At 38.1% G+C, this 16,164-nt stretch carries 11 protein-coding genes; 7 read left to right on the plus strand and 4 right to left on the minus strand.

Going from position 1 to position 16,164, the window contains the following annotated elements; genetic code table 11:
• Positions 1–17 precede the first annotated feature (17 nt).
• Both CYTFE_RS26175 and CYTFE_RS0111185 read left to right on the plus strand, forming a co-directional pair.
• Positions 18–2,798, plus strand: coding sequence for a S8 family serine peptidase (locus CYTFE_RS26175; RefSeq protein WP_052343152.1), 2,781 nt, complete (start codon positions 18–20; stop codon positions 2,796–2,798).
• Positions 2,795–3,739, plus strand: a complete 945-nt coding sequence (locus CYTFE_RS0111185) for a PorV/PorQ family protein (protein WP_152541788.1) — start codon at positions 2,795–2,797, stop codon at positions 3,737–3,739. Before CYTFE_RS26175 ends, CYTFE_RS0111185 begins: the two co-directional genes overlap by 4 nt.
• Positions 3,740–3,966: 227 nt before the next feature.
• Here the strand turns inward: CYTFE_RS0111185 and CYTFE_RS0111190 are convergent, their stop codons facing one another.
• The gene (locus CYTFE_RS0111190) at positions 3,967–4,557 is read right to left on the minus strand and encodes a uracil-DNA glycosylase family protein (RefSeq protein ID WP_027471856.1); all 591 of its coding nucleotides are present in this window, start codon (positions 4,555–4,557) and stop codon (positions 3,967–3,969) included.
• 166 nt (positions 4,558–4,723) lie between these two features.
• On the opposite strand from CYTFE_RS0111190, the gene CYTFE_RS0111195 reads away from it, so the two are divergent.
• Positions 4,724–6,799, plus strand: a complete 2,076-nt coding sequence (locus CYTFE_RS0111195; RefSeq protein ID WP_044262754.1) for a TonB-dependent receptor — start codon at positions 4,724–4,726, stop codon at positions 6,797–6,799.
• Positions 6,800–6,922: 123 nt separating this feature from the next.
• Here the strand turns inward: CYTFE_RS0111195 and CYTFE_RS28710 are convergent, their stop codons facing one another.
• From CYTFE_RS28710 to CYTFE_RS0111210, 3 genes are all read right to left on the minus strand, one after another.
• A complete protein-coding gene (locus CYTFE_RS28710; RefSeq protein WP_052343153.1) occupies positions 6,923–7,912 on the minus strand; it encodes a PEP/pyruvate-binding domain-containing protein in 990 nt (329 codons plus the stop codon).
• A 368-nt stretch (positions 7,913–8,280) separates the two neighbouring features.
• Positions 8,281–8,769: a hypothetical protein gene (locus CYTFE_RS0111205; protein ID WP_044213385.1), complete on the minus strand. Its 489-nt coding sequence runs from the start codon at positions 8,767–8,769 to the stop codon at positions 8,281–8,283.
• Between the two features lie 149 nt (positions 8,770–8,918).
• Positions 8,919–9,293, minus strand: a complete 375-nt coding sequence (locus CYTFE_RS0111210; protein WP_027471859.1) for a hypothetical protein — start codon at positions 9,291–9,293, stop codon at positions 8,919–8,921.
• A 275-nt stretch (positions 9,294–9,568) separates the two neighbouring features.
• Here CYTFE_RS0111210 and CYTFE_RS0111215 point away from each other — a divergent pair, with 275 nt between their 5' ends.
• The 4 genes from CYTFE_RS0111215 (at position 9,569) to CYTFE_RS0111230 (ending at position 16,103) form a co-directional block, all read left to right on the plus strand.
• Positions 9,569–10,777: an efflux RND transporter periplasmic adaptor subunit gene (locus tag CYTFE_RS0111215; protein WP_027471860.1), complete on the plus strand. Its 1,209-nt coding sequence runs from the start codon at positions 9,569–9,571 to the stop codon at positions 10,775–10,777.
• Positions 10,774–13,848 (plus strand): efflux RND transporter permease subunit, encoded by a 3,075-nt coding sequence (locus CYTFE_RS26185; protein ID WP_081735969.1) that lies wholly within the window; start codon positions 10,774–10,776, stop codon positions 13,846–13,848. The genes CYTFE_RS0111215 and CYTFE_RS26185 overlap by 4 nt, the downstream gene beginning before the upstream one ends.
• 234 nt (positions 13,849–14,082) lie before the next feature.
• Positions 14,083–15,372 carry a TolC family protein gene (locus CYTFE_RS0111225; RefSeq protein ID WP_027471861.1) on the plus strand — a complete coding sequence of 430 codons (1,290 nt, stop codon included), beginning with the start codon at positions 14,083–14,085 and terminating at the stop codon, positions 15,370–15,372.
• A gap of 104 nt (positions 15,373–15,476) precedes the next feature.
• Complete coding sequence (locus CYTFE_RS0111230) at positions 15,477–16,103, plus strand: hypothetical protein (RefSeq protein WP_027471862.1); 627 nt, start codon at positions 15,477–15,479, stop codon at positions 16,101–16,103.
• The last annotated feature ends 61 nt before the right edge of the window (positions 16,104–16,164 follow it).

A 16,164-nucleotide genomic window follows, 5' to 3' on the forward strand; every position in this document is an offset into this window, starting at 1 on the left:
ACTAAGTTTACTCTTTAATGAAGAAATATAATTATGGATTATTAAAGATGAAAAGACAAACGTTCCCATCCTATTTTTCGATCTTGGCAATATTAATTATCACACTTTATTCCTGCCAAGAAGATCATATCATAAATAACACTGCGTACAACGAAGGTGACTTTGAGGCTGAAGCATCAGAATCTGTAGAAGGTATCATTCGTTTAAAACTCCGTGAAGACAATATTAATGACCTCTCTATTTCTTTAAAATCAGGAAATATCCAATCCAATATCGAAGGCTTGGATAGTATATTAAACGCCATTGGAGCTATGAGCTTTAAAAGAACTTTCCCTAACTCCGGTAAATACGAAGAAAGAACAATGGCAAAAGGTATGCATCTTTGGTACGACATTAGCTACGATACCTGTCAGGCATCTTTAGCCAAGGTGATTGGTAAATTTAAGAATCTAAACGAAGTTGAAATAACAGAACCCATCAAAAAAATCATTACACCAGCTTATAGCATACAAAAGTTAGATCCAGTGCTTTTAGAACATACTTTAAAAAGCACAGCTTCCACAAGCAATGACTATCCTTTTTCAGATCCTTTTTTAAGTTATCAATGGCATTATTATAACGATGGAACAGTAAACGATGCCCTTGAAGGCTGTGATATCAACCTCTTTAATGCTTGGCTCAAACAAAAGGGAAGCCCAGAAGTCATTGTAGCCGTTATAGACGGAGGTATTGATATTACACACGAAGACCTAGCTACCAATATTTGGGTCAATACATCAGAATACAATGGTAGCTCTAAAACCGATGATGATGGCAACGGTTACAAAGACGATATTTACGGATATAACTTTGTCGACAATAATGGAACAATAGAACCTAATGACCATGGCACTCATGTTGCCGGCATTATTGGTGCAGAAAATGGGAATAACATAGGCCTTTGTGGAATAGCAGGAGGAGATGTAGCTATTCCGGGAGTCAGGTTAATGTCATGTCAGGTATTTGAGACCGATGCAATGGGCAATGAAACAAGTGCCGATAATTTTGCAGAGGCCATTAAATATGCAGCTGACAATGGGGCCGTTATCTGTCAAAATAGCTGGGGATACGATGAGCTCTCCTATCTTCCCGAATCCATGAAAGCGGCCATCGACTATTTTATTGAATTTGCCGGCATAGATGAGAATGGAGTACAGATAGGTCCCATGAGTGGCGGCATCGTCATCTTTGCCTCAGGTAATGAAAGCAGCACAACCAATGCCTATCCGGCCATGTACGATCCTGTGATTGCCGTAACTTCCTTGTCCGCTAATTTTACTATGCCATACTATTCCAACTATGGAAGTTGGGTAGATATCGCAGCTCCTGGCGGAGTGGATAGCTCCGAAGATTATTACGACAACTGGATCGCCAGCACAGTCACTGACAATGAATATGCCTATCTCATAGGGACTTCTATGGCATGCCCGCATGTATCAGGGGTAGCGGCTCTTATCGTATCTGAATTTGGTGGTCAGGGATTTACGCCAGACATGCTGAAAGAAAGGTTATATTATGGAGCCATCAATGTGGATATATATAACAATAACTACCAAGGCATGTTAGGTAATGGCCTCATAAATGCAGCAGCTTGCCTCTCTGAACTTAATAGCATTCCTCCTGAACCGGTAACCGATCTTACAGCCATTGTTGATGGCAATGATATAAGTCTTACGTGGACTGTAACCAATGATGTTGATGACCTGAAACCTACGGGCTATAAAATATACTACTCCAAAAACTATTTTTCCACCGCCGACATTACTGAAAACAACACTTCCTTGTCATCAGCGATTCAACTGGTTCAGTTACATGAAGTAGGAGATACGATAAGTCTCACTATTAACAATCTAGACTACGCATCAAACTATTATTTCAGAATTGCGGCTTATGATGTCTTAGGCTCCTACTCCGAATATTCTGAATCGCTATTAGTGATCACTGCAGAAAATCACGCCCCCACCATTACATCAAACAGCGGAAATAGTTTTAAGTTAAAAGCACATGAAACATACACCTTTACCTGTTCATTAGCCGATCAGGATGGTGATTCATATACTTGGAACATAAGTGACTCCGCAGGAAATATAACAACAGAAGGTACTACTTCTGAGATAATCATTACCATTCATGGTTTAACCGCAACACCGGGAACATACCAAGCCTCCATATTCATTGAAGATGAATTTGGCGCCACCTCGGATTTCACTTTTAATTATACCATTCAAGAGAACCATCCTCCTATTGTGATCAAGGCCATTGAGAACACATACATTGGTGATCCTGACAATACGATTAGCATGGATTTATCTGATGTGTTTTATGATGAAGACGAAGAAGACTTACAATATAAACTAGCTTTTTCCGCATCCTATCTCGATGCTAGCATAAGCAATAACATACTTAGCTTGACCCCCTTATCAAATGGTCTCTCCACATTGGAAATCACGGCATTGGATGCCAGGCAGGCAAGTGCCAGCACGACCTTTCAGGTGATGATACGCAACGATTCTATGCCAATAGACATATACCCCAATCCGGTCACTGACCTCATCAACTTCAGAATGGGAGATGAAATTGACGGGAATATAGAAATAGAATTTTACAACGACAAAGCAGTTATGGTAAATAAGCTATCCATTCCTATCAGCACATTTTCTCCCGCAAGTAGCAACATATCCAATATGGCAAGTGGCCAATACCTGTTAAAAATAAAATATAACAATCAGGAATTCGAACGAAACATCATTAAGTTATGATTAAAAAGATAGTAATATCATCTGTACTTAGCCTTATGTACATGACATGCTTGTCTCAATCGGCTTCATTTCTCACGATACCTCTAAGTGCAAAAACTTCCGCTTTAGGAAATACTTATATCGCACAAGATAATAATGCATCCATTTATTCCAACCTTTCCGCTGCACATCTGAGTCCACAAAAGTTTGCGCTAGCTATAAATTATCGTCCGTGGCTAAACGCAACAACCAATGATGATCACCTTTCTGATATTTCTTTGTTTTATTCTGTCAATGATAAAAACAGCATCGCTTTGGGCTACAAAAAATACAATATGCATACCTATAAGACAAGCGATGACCAAGGGAATTACACTGGCAGCTACGATCCCTTCGAATTTACTTTTGGCTTCGGGTATGCCCACAATATTGGAACAGCTTCAGCTCTCTCACTCTCTATCAACTACCTAAAGTCAAATCTGGGACAAAACTATTCTGCCCACACTTTCTTTTTTGATTTGGGGTTTAAAAGTACCTACGAACAAATAGACTACGGATTGGTAATCCGCAATCTGGGATCCCAATTGACGTTTGATCAAGGATCCAGTCAACTACCGCTCTCCATTGGCGGAGGATTAGCATACCCTTTAACGATATATGAAAAACACAACGTAACAAGCAGTCTTGATATTTCATATATATCCGCTAATCAACACAAGGGCCTTTATTCAGGCGTTGGCCTTCAATATCAATACAATAAGCTATTGGCACTACGCTGCGGTTATCGCTATTTTGACAATAACATCGGTGTTAGTGCATTTACACTAGGAGGAGGACTTCATCACAAAGGACTTTCTTTTGATGTAGCTTGGCTTATATCTGACAGCATTCTAAAAAATAATTTTACAGTTTCATGTGTTTATAATTTATTTTCAAGGTCACATGAAACACATCAACATTAGTATCTAGTCTTTGCAAGAAAACTCCAAATACTGCGTTATACTCATTTTTGAAACAGTCATTTACAATCAGTAAACTCCTTGGTTTCAAAAATATCGAAAGCCTTGTTTTTGAAGCTTCCTATCAAAATCAGAAAAAACGGTCGTTTCCTTGCAGCCACTATCTACCATGTGAGGAATACCAGATCACAACTCGCTACATTTTGCTTTTACATCAATACCCCATAATGTTATATACAACTATCTGTTTTGCAAACAATTGCATCTACTTGCTCTGATAACGCAGGCAGCACCTTTGCTTTGAACCAAGGATTTTTGCTTTGCCATATATTATTCAGGGGAGATGGATGAGGCAAGGGAAAAAAATAAGGTAAATATTGCTCGTAATTCATCACAGTCTGAGTAAGATTTTTACCTATTGCTTGTTTCAGGTAATACTTTTGTGCATACAAACCAACCAATAGCACCATTTTCACTTCACTCATCATATCAAACAATGCGGGATGCCACAGGGGCGCACATTCTTTTCTAGGAGGCAGATCACCGTTCTTGGCCTTACCCGGATAACAAAAGCCCATCGGGATGATCGCAAAAAGTTGGGTATCGTAAAACTGCTCCCTATTAACACCCATCCAGCTTCTCAAGTTTTCTCCACTCTTATCATCCCATGGAATACCACTTTGGTGAACTTTTATTCCGGGCGCTTGCCCCACAATTACAATTTTACTTTTGCGATGGGCCGTAACCACCGGATTACAACCAGAAGGAAGGCCTTCTTTACATACCTGACATTTTTTGATCTGTTGTAAGATGCTATTCATAAGGCTAAATATACTGAAAACAAGAAATGTTTTACGAAAAAAAACACACAAACAAAGAGACAATGCACCTTTACCCTCCCTACGTTTTTACGTAAGACCATAAACAAATGATTATTTTATTAGTTTTGCCGCTATTATAAACTGGCATTGCCAAAAAAAATAAGTTATGACAAAATTAAATTCTTCGAAAAAAGGTTTCGAAATTATGTTTAAAAAGTGGCAAAGAACCAATTATGCAGTGTTCTGTTCCCTGAAAAAAAACATACGAATAGGTATGTTATCGGCTTCGTACCTTATCCTATTCACTTATGGGCAGCTCCTTGCACAAAACGACACCACTATTACCAACAAAAAAATCAATCTACAAGAAATAGAAGTCTCGGCTCGACGAACACCAGTCATCTACTCCGAGATAGGACGGGTAGTCACGGTCATCAGCAAAAAGGAGATCGAAGCACTACCTGTTCAATCAGTAGATCAACTGCTGGAATATGTGGCTCATGTTGATGTACGCCAGCGTGGTCCGCTGGGAATTCAAGCAGACGTAAGTGCAAGAGGAGGTTCTTTTGATCAGGTAATGATTTTACTCAACGGCATTAACATCACCGATCCACAAACAGGGCATCTAAGTCTCAACCTACCCGTAGATTTTTCAAACATAGAACGAGTAGAGATTCTGGAAGGTCCCGGAGCACGTATTTTTGGTTCCAATGCCTTTAGCGGAGCCATCAATTTCATAACCGGATCTGCCAACCAATCTAACCTCAAAGCGAATGTGATGGCAGGCGCACATGGTCTATACAACATGGGAGCCAGCGGAAACATCGTAAACGACCAACTCAAGAGCTTTGTTTCAGTCAACAAAAGTGCCACCGATGGCTATATACACAACACAGACTTTGAGGTTTACAATCTTTTTTACCAAGGACAGCTTAATTTGGAAAAAGAAAAATTAGAATTACAAATTGGCTATACAGATAAAGGCTACGGAGCCAACTCCTTTTATACAGCTGCCTACCCTAATCAGTATGAACAAACCAAGACAACCTTTGCCAGTTTGAGTTTCTCGGCTCAAAGCAAAAATCCCCTCAAATCATCTGTTTATTGGCGTCGCCATCAAGACCGTTTTGAACTATATCGTAATAACGATGATGCAGCTTCATGGTACCACAACCACAACTACCATTTAACCGATGTGGTGGGAGCAAATATCAATACCGTCATCAAGTCGGCTCTTGGTAAGACTGCAGTTGGAGCAGACATCAGGTCAGAAAGTATTTGGAGTAATGTTTTGGGCTCAGAACTGCCTGACACCATATGGAATATTCCCGGAGAAGACCTGGGTTTTTTCACCAAGAAATACAACCGAACCAATACGTCATTTTTTATAGAGCACAGCTACACCTTCAACCGTTTATCGCTCTCCGCAGGACTTATGGCCAACTTAAACAGCGATATAGATTGGAAATTTGACTATTTCCCCGGTTTCGACATCAGCTATTGGGTCAACAATAATTTAAAGATTTTTGGAAGCATTAATAAATCATTACGAATGCCTACCTACACCGACCTTTTTTATTCTGGTCCCACAAACGTAGGTAATCCTGATTTAGAACCAGAAGAAGCCACCACATACGAGAGTGGTATCAAATACAGAAACAACCAAGGTATTAGTATGCATATTTCATCTTTTTATCGTCTTGGGAAAAATATGATTGATTGGGGTAAACCCTCTGATGCAGCCGAGGGAAGCCAATGGACTACCTCTAATATCAGCGAAATAAATACCATAGGAATTGAATCGACACTAAACCTTGATCTTCAAAAACTATTTCAAAATCAACATTTTCTCCAAAACCTAAACCTGTCTTATTCCTGGCTCAATCAAGATAAATCGCTTCCTGTCGGCTATGATTCTAATTATATATTTGACTATTTAAAGCATAAATTTTCAGGAAGCTTTCAGCATAATATTATCTCTCACTTAAGTGCATCCTGGTCTGTGCTTTATCAAGATAGGCTTGGTGGATATGATGAATATGATATCATTAGCAACACGGAGTCTTCAAAAAACTACGAACCATTCACCGTTGTTGACTTAAAGTTAAGTTGGCGCAAACCAACATATACCCTTTATGCAGAAGCCACTAACCTGTTCGATAAAAAGTATACCGACATTGGTCAACTATATCAACCGGGCAGATGGATAAAAGCAGGTATTAACGTTCGCATCAACTTATAAGCTAATCATAAATCAATAAAGTAATCCATACAAAACGAGGGTATATCATAACAATACCCTCGTTCTTTATCTTATGTATTCCTCAATAAATGAAGTTTAAAAAATACAGAGATCCCAATAATCTCAATCATTGTATAACCTTACTTGTTTTATATAAATATTTTTAGTTATTGCTACTCCATTTACCTCCTCATTAGGAAAAGAACGATGAACAGGAATACCCATGTAAACGTCCTTGTGATCTATGTGATAATACGCTCGTTCAGAAAATGCTTCATAAGTCCACAAACTTGCCCAAATTTTTTTAATTACCTTTTCAAATGACTTCTTTTCACTGTTTCGTACCCCAGTCTTAGAAGTATATAGCCCTGCTCCTGAAAACCCTTTTGCATCTTCTGCATTAGTGGATGAACGAAACCTAAAACGTGAATACACACAGTCGGTGGAAACTTTTGAATTAACCTCCTTCATCAATATAGTATCAATGGGAGCCCGTTTTATCCTTGTTCTAATTTCTGTTAACAATAATTGAAGCGAATCTTTGGGAATCGTATTTTTTACAGATAGTAAACTATCGATTAAACTGGATGTAGACGAACTTATAACATGTTGATGGTAATAATGAAACGGAATGACAAAAGCACATTCGGGCACTTTGAAATCATATTTTCGACTCAATTTGTTTAAAATTCCACAACTTTTATATTTCCCGATAGCTTGATAATCTAGGTTACGATAAATATCCACCGGTTCAAGCAGAGGGATACGACTCTTCAATTTGCTTTTTAAACTTTGTAGCCTGGAACTATTCAGGAGTATATGTAGTTCTTCTTGAATATAGCTTGACTCTGACACCTTCTCCCATAGAAAAACAATATCATCTATTGGCATTAAATCGACAGGAGAAATTTCTAATGCATATATATTTAAGCTCTTGAAATAATTAATATTTGCTAATATATATTTTCTTTTGGGATCATTGGAGTAGTTACTTATATTGAAGTATGCAAGGTCAATATCAGGCTCCAGTTCTTTCCTGCAAAACTCATGATGATATCTATAATATGTTGAGTTTACATAATAAAGCTTCTTCTTTTTTCTCTCATAAACCAATCATACAACTTCCCGTTATCCGCTCCTCTGTTCATAATGGGTTTAATTAACAGGACAAATTTAAACATTAATATGGATTATTTTAACCAGAATGACACATTAGAGCTTCTTCATGAAACAAAAACATACCATTCACCATAAACCTGTTAAGATAAGACATAACCACTCTACGGTGAATTGAAACAACCGGTCTCACTAACTAGTTGGGTAACATATTAAAAACAGTTGTTTTCTTGCAGCCACTAAATGATAATAAGCCTGTACGTATTGGTATCAACATTAGAACCTAAAAGATGGGAAGAGGCACTAGATAGCTCTTCCCATTAACATTTTATTGTTAGCGCAAAAAAAATTCTGATACGCTACATCTAATCTTTTTGCAAAAACTCTTGAGAGAGGGCGAGCCACTTTTCTGCCAATTGAAGCTCTCCATTCAAATTAAGACTATCATATTGGGTGTTATAGAACTCTAAAGTCACATCGCTTTTCTTTTTATCATTGGCAATAAAAATCAATCCTATTTTATCAATCACATCTGGAGAGTTCTTACCTGCCGATAAACTGCGAACACTTCGCATCATTTCACATTTACTTATTTCCGATAACTTAATTACAGAGCTGTGTTCTTGTTCGTGAATCGTTCTAACAAAAAACAAAACGCCGGCCTTATTATCAAACCCCAATTTGGCATGATTCCAAAAATCATAATATGTAATTGTACAGCCATGATCTTTGGCCAGGCCATTCAGATCTTCTTTTACTTTCTTTTTTTTCTTAGATTCTTTAACGCGATAAAAAATAATTATTATTGCAATTATAGCTCCAATAAGGAGAACCATCGATATTGTAGTATTCATCTTTTTTATTTGTATATCAAATATTTACTTTTCTTTTTACGATACATTTTTCGCACTTATATTCATTCAAGAACATATCCTATACGCCCATCTATAGCATACCCATAGATCTTTGTTAAGTATTTACCAGCGAACAAAAAAGAATAAAACTACCAGAAATAGTTAAAAGGATAGATAATATCAGGGATGGCAAGTCCTATCCGAATCAGGCATATCGAATAATAGATATAATTCGAATTTTTATAGCCCATAAGAGATTCCTTCAATTTATTAATGGCGTCCAAACTCAACAACTGATTTACCGGACGCAAAGAAGGGAAAGTGTGCAGGGTATCACTCTGCTCCTGATTATTAGATACAGGAAGATATAAACTACTGGAGGCAACTAAAACATGCTTTCCTTTTTCGGATAAAGAAGCCAGTGCGTTATCACTCTGCCCATACTGCATACCAATAGAAAACAGCATTACAGTGCTTAACAGCATCACCTGTAATATTACAACTATTCTATTGGTCATTTTCATGCTGCAAATTTAAAATAATTAATGTTAGAAAATCCAATCCACCATATATTTCATCAGTTTATAATTTCTTTCAATGGTCATTTGAAACGCTCGCTGCATTTCAATCATTCTCTTGTGTGCATTATAGAATGCTAAAATTTCATGTTCGTTTCATTATTTAACCCAAACCACCAACAAATAGCATACAAAACAGCTTTTTTAGTGCAACTTACGGGGAATATTGATATAATTTCCTTTTTTTTGTATCTACTTTATTAAAGCATAAAATATTCATAATGAGTCGAAGAAAAATCACTTTTGTTGTTGTTGCCTTAGTCCTGTTATTAGGAGGCTCCTATCTTCTTTCCAATTTATTTATATCCATGAAACCGGATAGTAAGCGCAAACCTGATTTTAACATTAAACGTTTTGTAAAAGCAGACACCGTTCGCTATACACAAATCACCTCGCCTCTTTCAGCTCAAGGAAGGGTGGTATCCAGCAACGAAGTAATGCTAGTATCAGAAGCGGCCGGCAAAATACAAAGGGGAAACGTAGACTTGCGTAAAGGTACCTCCTTTAAAAAGGGCCAGCTATTGGCCGAAATATATAAAGACGAAGTTGAACTTGCATTAAAGGCTAAAAAGAGTCAATTTCTAACAACCATAACGACTATTTTACCGGATATGAAAGTCGATTACCCAGATCAATATCAGGCGTATCTAGATTTTTTTAATGCCATTGAAATGGAAAAGGCATTGCCCCCATTACCACCCATATCCAACTCCCAGCTAAAAGTTTTTTTAGCCAGTAGAAACTTCATGAGCGCCTACTATGAAATATTACAGGACGAAAAAAAGCTAAGTCGTCATTCACTTTACGCTCCTTTTGACGGAACCTTTTCGCAAGTTAATTTTGAGGTAGGTGGATATGTAAACACAGGTGCACAAATTGCTAAAATGATACGTACCGACCAAGTAGAAGTGGAGGTTCCGGTACAAAAAGAGCAAAGCAAATGGATAAAAATAGGTGATCAAGTAGAGGTATTTAACACCAACAAACAAAGGGCCCATAAGGGTGTTGTAGTTCGCAAATCAGACTTTATTGATGCCAATACACAATCCAGAAGCATATTTATAAAAGTACCCAACACTGATATTGACGAATTATTGGCCGGAGAATACAAAATAGTTCAATTCCCAGGACAACAAATCAACCAAGCAATGCTTCTTCCTCGCAATGCCGTTTTCAATGCCAATGAAGTATTTACTGTGGTAGAAGGCAAGTTAAAGAAACGACAAATTAACATATTAAAATGGGACGAAACCACTTTAATATTTAACGGATTAGAAGCTGGGCAAATGATTGTTTCAGAACCCCTTATCAATGTCAAAGAAAATAGTCCTGTGGGAATCATTGGCATTGACAAACCAAACAATACACCCGCTTCTAAAAAAGAAAACAAAGGTGTTGAAGGAAAACAAAATAAAGGAGCCCAATCATGAAGAAAATAGTAGAATTATTTGTTAGGTTTCCTTTTTACGCCAACCTTATTATCATGGTTTTGGTGATTGTAGGAGGAATCAGTTTGGCTTCCATGAAAAAGTCATTTTTTCCAGAGAGACAATCTCACATTTTAAGGGTAAGTGTATACTATCCCGGTGCATCACCGGTAGAAATGGAAGAAGGTGTTACTTCCCGCATTGAAGAAGCGGTCAGGGCTATCCCTGGCATTTACGAGATAAACTCTGTATCTTCAGAAAACAGTTCTAGCGTAACCATAGAAATTGAACCCAATTACGATATCGACGATGCGCTTATTGAGGTTAAAAATGCGGTGGATGGTATATCATCACTACCCACAGCCGCTGAACGCCCCATCGTATCCAAAACCCGCACCACCTCTCCTGCAGCTCGTATTTTAGTAACAGGCGAAGTAGACTTGCTCACCCTAAAAACGTATGCCCAACAGGTAGAAGAAGATTTTTTAGCATCTGGATTTATCAGTCAGGTGAGTATCCAGGGTTTTCCAGATCTCGAAATATCTGTAGAAGCCAAAGAGGAAACACTCTTACGCTACGGATTCACATTCAATGATCTACAAAATGCCATTGCCAATAACAACAAGGATGTATCAGGGGGACAACTACGTTCGAAAAAAGAAGAGTTACTGATTCGCTTACGATCACGAAGCGCTGACCCCAATAAGATAGAAAACATTATTCTGCGTGCCAACCCCGATGGAAGCGTCATTAGAATAAGAGACATCGCATCCGTTAAACTCAAGTTTGCAGATGTGTCTGTTAAAGCTCTGGAGAAAAACAACCCGGTAATCAGTCTTCAGGTAAATAAACTCATTACAGAAGACCTGGACGAGATAGATACCTATATCAAAGATTATGTAAAAGATTTCAACGCCAAAAAGCTAGGGGTTACCTTGCAACTATCGCGTTCCTTTTTGGACATTTTAAAGATGAGACTGGATCTATTGTATACAAATGGTGGTCAAGGACTTTTTTTGGTACTGCTTATATTAGGTATCATGTTAAGCATTCGTCTTTCCTTATGGGTAGCATGGGGTATTCCTGCTTCATTTTTAGGTATGTTTATCATCGTTAACCTATTGGGAGTTACTATTAATATGATTTCTCTCTTTGGAATGATTCTGGTGATAGGTATTCTAGTGGATGACGGAATTGTTATCGGAGAAAACATTTTTCAGCACTTTGAAAAGGGAAAAAACCCCATACAAGCAGCTGTTGATGGTACCGTAGAAGTAATTCCAGCCGTAGTAGCTTCGGTAGCAACGACCATTGTTGCTTTTTCGCCCTTGATATTTATTACAGGACGGATGGAGATGATGTTTGAAATGGCCTTGATTGTAATATGTAGTCTGTTGGTATCCCTCTTTGAAGCCTTTTTAGTACTTCCCGCTCACTTGGGTAACAAACATGTGCTCAACCGAAAAGTACTCAACGCAAAAAACAAAGGCTTAAAAAAATACACCGAAGGTTTTTTCACTTGGCTACGTGACTATGCCTACGATAGGGTCATCAGACTCACGGTTGATTGGCGCTACATAACAATTGGTATTCCGGTGGCCATGATGATAATAACTGGTGGACTGATAGGCGGACATATCATTAAAACAACTTTTTTTCCACGCATGGAATTTGATTCCTTTAACATTAATATCGCCTTTACTCCCGGATCTGGAGAAGAGAAAACCATGCAATACCTGGAGCGTTTTGACAGTGCAGTATGGGAAGTCAATGAGGAATTGATGGAAAAATATAATGATACCATACCCATTATAGAAAATAGCATTATTATTTTAGGATCGGCCTTTGACGGTACAGAGAGTGGTTCACATACAGGAAGCGTTGATGTTTCTCCCAGAAACTCAGAAGATACAGGCATTAGTTCCTATGAAATCATCAATAGACTTAGAGAAAAAATTGGCCCCATACCCCAAGCAGACAAATACTCCATGGGTGCCAGAAGCCGCTTTGGGGATCCAGTTTCCATTGGTTTGCTATCTCGTAATATTGAAGAACTTGAACAAGGAAGAGACTTTTTAATAAGCAAACTTGAAAAATATGCACAACTCAAAGATGTGGTTTCAACCAATGCCATGGGAAAACAGGAGATACTCCTGCAACTAAAACCACAGGCCTATATGATGGGACTAGACGAAGCATATATAGCCAACCAGGTTCGTCAGGCCTTTTACGGTGGTCAGGCGCAACGACTACAGGTGGGACGCGACGAACTGAGGGTGTGGGTAAGATACCCTGCCCAAGGCCGCAAGAACATAGGACAATTTGAAAATATGAAAATTGTAAGCTCTCAGGGAGAATTCCCCATCACAGAATTGGTCGACTATAAAATTAAACGCGGCCCTGTGAATATCAACCGCTTTAACGGGAAACGTGAGATTAGGGTAAATGCCGACATGTCCAACCCGGATGCTTCGGTAACCGAAGTTTTAGACATGATAAATGCAGAGGTCATACCTGAACTCAAAGTACTTTATCCCGGCATTTCGGTTGAATTTCAAGGACAGCAGAAGGAAAGTCAGCGTAACATGAAAGATCTCATGTTCTTATTTCCAATGGCATTTTTAGCCATCATCATCATCCTAATGATAAATTTTAAATCCTTTGAACAACCCCTCATCATATTAATGATGATACCCATTTCTATCCTAGGTGCTATTTGGGGTCACGGTATCCATGGTAAGCCATTATCAATTTTAAGTCTTTGGGGAATAGTGGCCTTAACCGGGGTAATCGTGAATGATGCAGTGGTTCTCTTATCCAAATTCAATTCGCTCATTGTGGAAGGTAAAAAAGTAAAAGAAGCCATTGTTGAGGCTGGTAAATCGAGGTTACGTCCTATCATTTTAACAACCCTCACCACCTCCTTTGGCTTATATCCATTGATCTTAGAAAAAAGTTTTCAGGCTCAATTCCTTATACCCATGGCCATCTCATTGGTGTATGGGCGTCGCTTTTGGCACTTTGTTTATCCTATTATTCTTCCCTGCCTTGATTATGATCCTAAACGATGTTAGAAGAGTGGTAAGAGAATGGTGGCATGATAAAAAAATAGAACCTGAGCACGTGGAAATAGCTTGGCAAAACGAACAACGAAAAAGCGTTACTGGCGAAGAAGATTTTATAGGTTGATCACATATTACAAGTACATGAAACGAGCATGTAAATTTGATTATCCAAATTTACACAACAGAGGATGATCAATTTTACTTGGGAGTTCCATATGGCCATTGAAAGAGAAATTTAAACATATGAAAAAAATACAATTAACGATCTTTATTTTAAGTCTGGGATTTATCAGCATGGCACAGGAAAACCTGTCACTGGCTGATGCAATTAACAAGGCTCTAAAAAATAATTATAGCATTCACATAAGTAAAGCCAACCAACAGGTGGCCGAAATAAATAACTCTTGGGGAGCTGCGGGGCGTTACCCTTACATTAACCTAAGTGCATCCAGCAATAACGCCAATGACTTTAACGATTCCGAGGACTTTACCAGAACACAGTTGATTGGAGACGCCAAAATCAACTGGACAATCTTTGATGGTTTTGCAGTAAAAATAAACAAACAACGTTTTGTGGAATTAGAGGAACAATCGCACCAGAATACTGCTATCATGGTTGAAGGCACCATTCAATCTGTTGTATTAGCTTATTACGATGCCTTATTACAAAAGAAAAAGCTAGAAACCTTCAATGAAGTGATGTCCTTATCGGAAGACAGGTATCAAAAAGTACAAATCCAGAAAGACTTAGGCAATGCTGTTACCTACGATCTATTACAAGCACAAAACGCATACTTATCTGATCGTTCGGATTATCTATTACAGGAAGTGACTTTAAAAAATGCCTTGCGTGATTTAAACTACCTGATGGCCGAAAAAGACAACCCAGCCTATACATTAACAGAAGACTTCAGCGCCATCACTATCAATTATAAGCTAACTGAATTGCAAGAGCAAATGACAAACAATAACAAGACTTTGCAAAACCAGTACATTCACCAACGCATACTTGAAAATGCGGTGGCGGCAGCAAAAAGTAACTTTTCTCCCACTCTGGCATTTCAAGGAGGCGCACAATATTCCTCAACCCATACCCGTTACGACATCAGTGCCACCACCGATTATAATGCCACTAATATTTATGGCAACTTTACCCTTAGCTTTAATTTATTTAGTGGCGGCAGCAAGAAAAGAGCATTACAAATTGCAAAAATAGACGAAGAAGTAGGTGTCATTGCGTTGGAAGATATGCAACACGATTTAAAAAACAACCTGGCCAATTTATATGAAATGTTTCTGGTTCGCAAAGAACTGCTAAATGTTGCCCAAGAAAATTTAGCTGCAGCCAAGCTAAACCTTCAAATATCACAGGATAAATTTAACTCAGGAGCTATTAACTCATTTAATTATAGAGATGTTCAAAACATTTACCTTCAGGCTTCACAACTGCAGTTAGAGGCGATATACAACTATATTGATACACATACATCCCTTTTAAGAATGACAGGAGCCATTGTTCAGGAATATGAATAATACATGGTATTTAGCTAGGATAGCATAGTCAACAAAAACAGATGAAGGACTAACTATTAAAACCTTATAATTACTAGATCAGTGAATTTACTAAATTATTACATATGAAAATTTTTATAACAATCATTTTGCTGGCGCTGCCAATGCTAGCTGCTGCGCAAATAAAAGCCACCACCGAGGAAGGTAAATCGGTCCTGCTATTTGAAAATGGCACATGGGAATATTTCACACAAGAAACCCCTCAGATCACAGAAACTACATCTCTAAAAATTACGGATGGCTTAAACAAGGAGTCTGATTTAGATGAGCTATACTATGCAGAGAGTAAACGTCTGGTTAAATATTTTGGACCCACCAAAGGAAAGATTAAAGGCAGGGCCAAATGTATGTTTGTGGAAGGACAAGCTAAAATCTATTTTCAATGGGAATTAGGTTTGTTAGACAGTTACCGATACTTTGGGCATATGAAAGCCGGAAAAAAAATAAGTTTAATCACCAAGAACAACACTTCAATAGATTTGATCCTCACTGAAGATATAGATATGGAATTCATGGAGAAATATAACTTTTCCATACTAAAAGGCGCCTGTATGCTTAATGATGATCAATTTAAACGCATCATGCATTCTCCTATCTCTGAAATGACGGTAGAATGGAAAAAAGAAGTAGAGACCTATAAACTAAACGATGCTTACTTTTTTTCCAGGACCTTTACCGAACTGCTCAAATAGCACACTTATTAGAAATAGGTGCAATAGTCAAACTATAAAACCATTGACTATTGCACCTATC

Source organism: Saccharicrinis fermentans DSM 9555 = JCM 21142 (assembly GCF_000517085.1).
GTDB classification, from domain to species: domain Bacteria; phylum Bacteroidota; class Bacteroidia; order Bacteroidales; family Marinilabiliaceae; genus Saccharicrinis; species Saccharicrinis fermentans.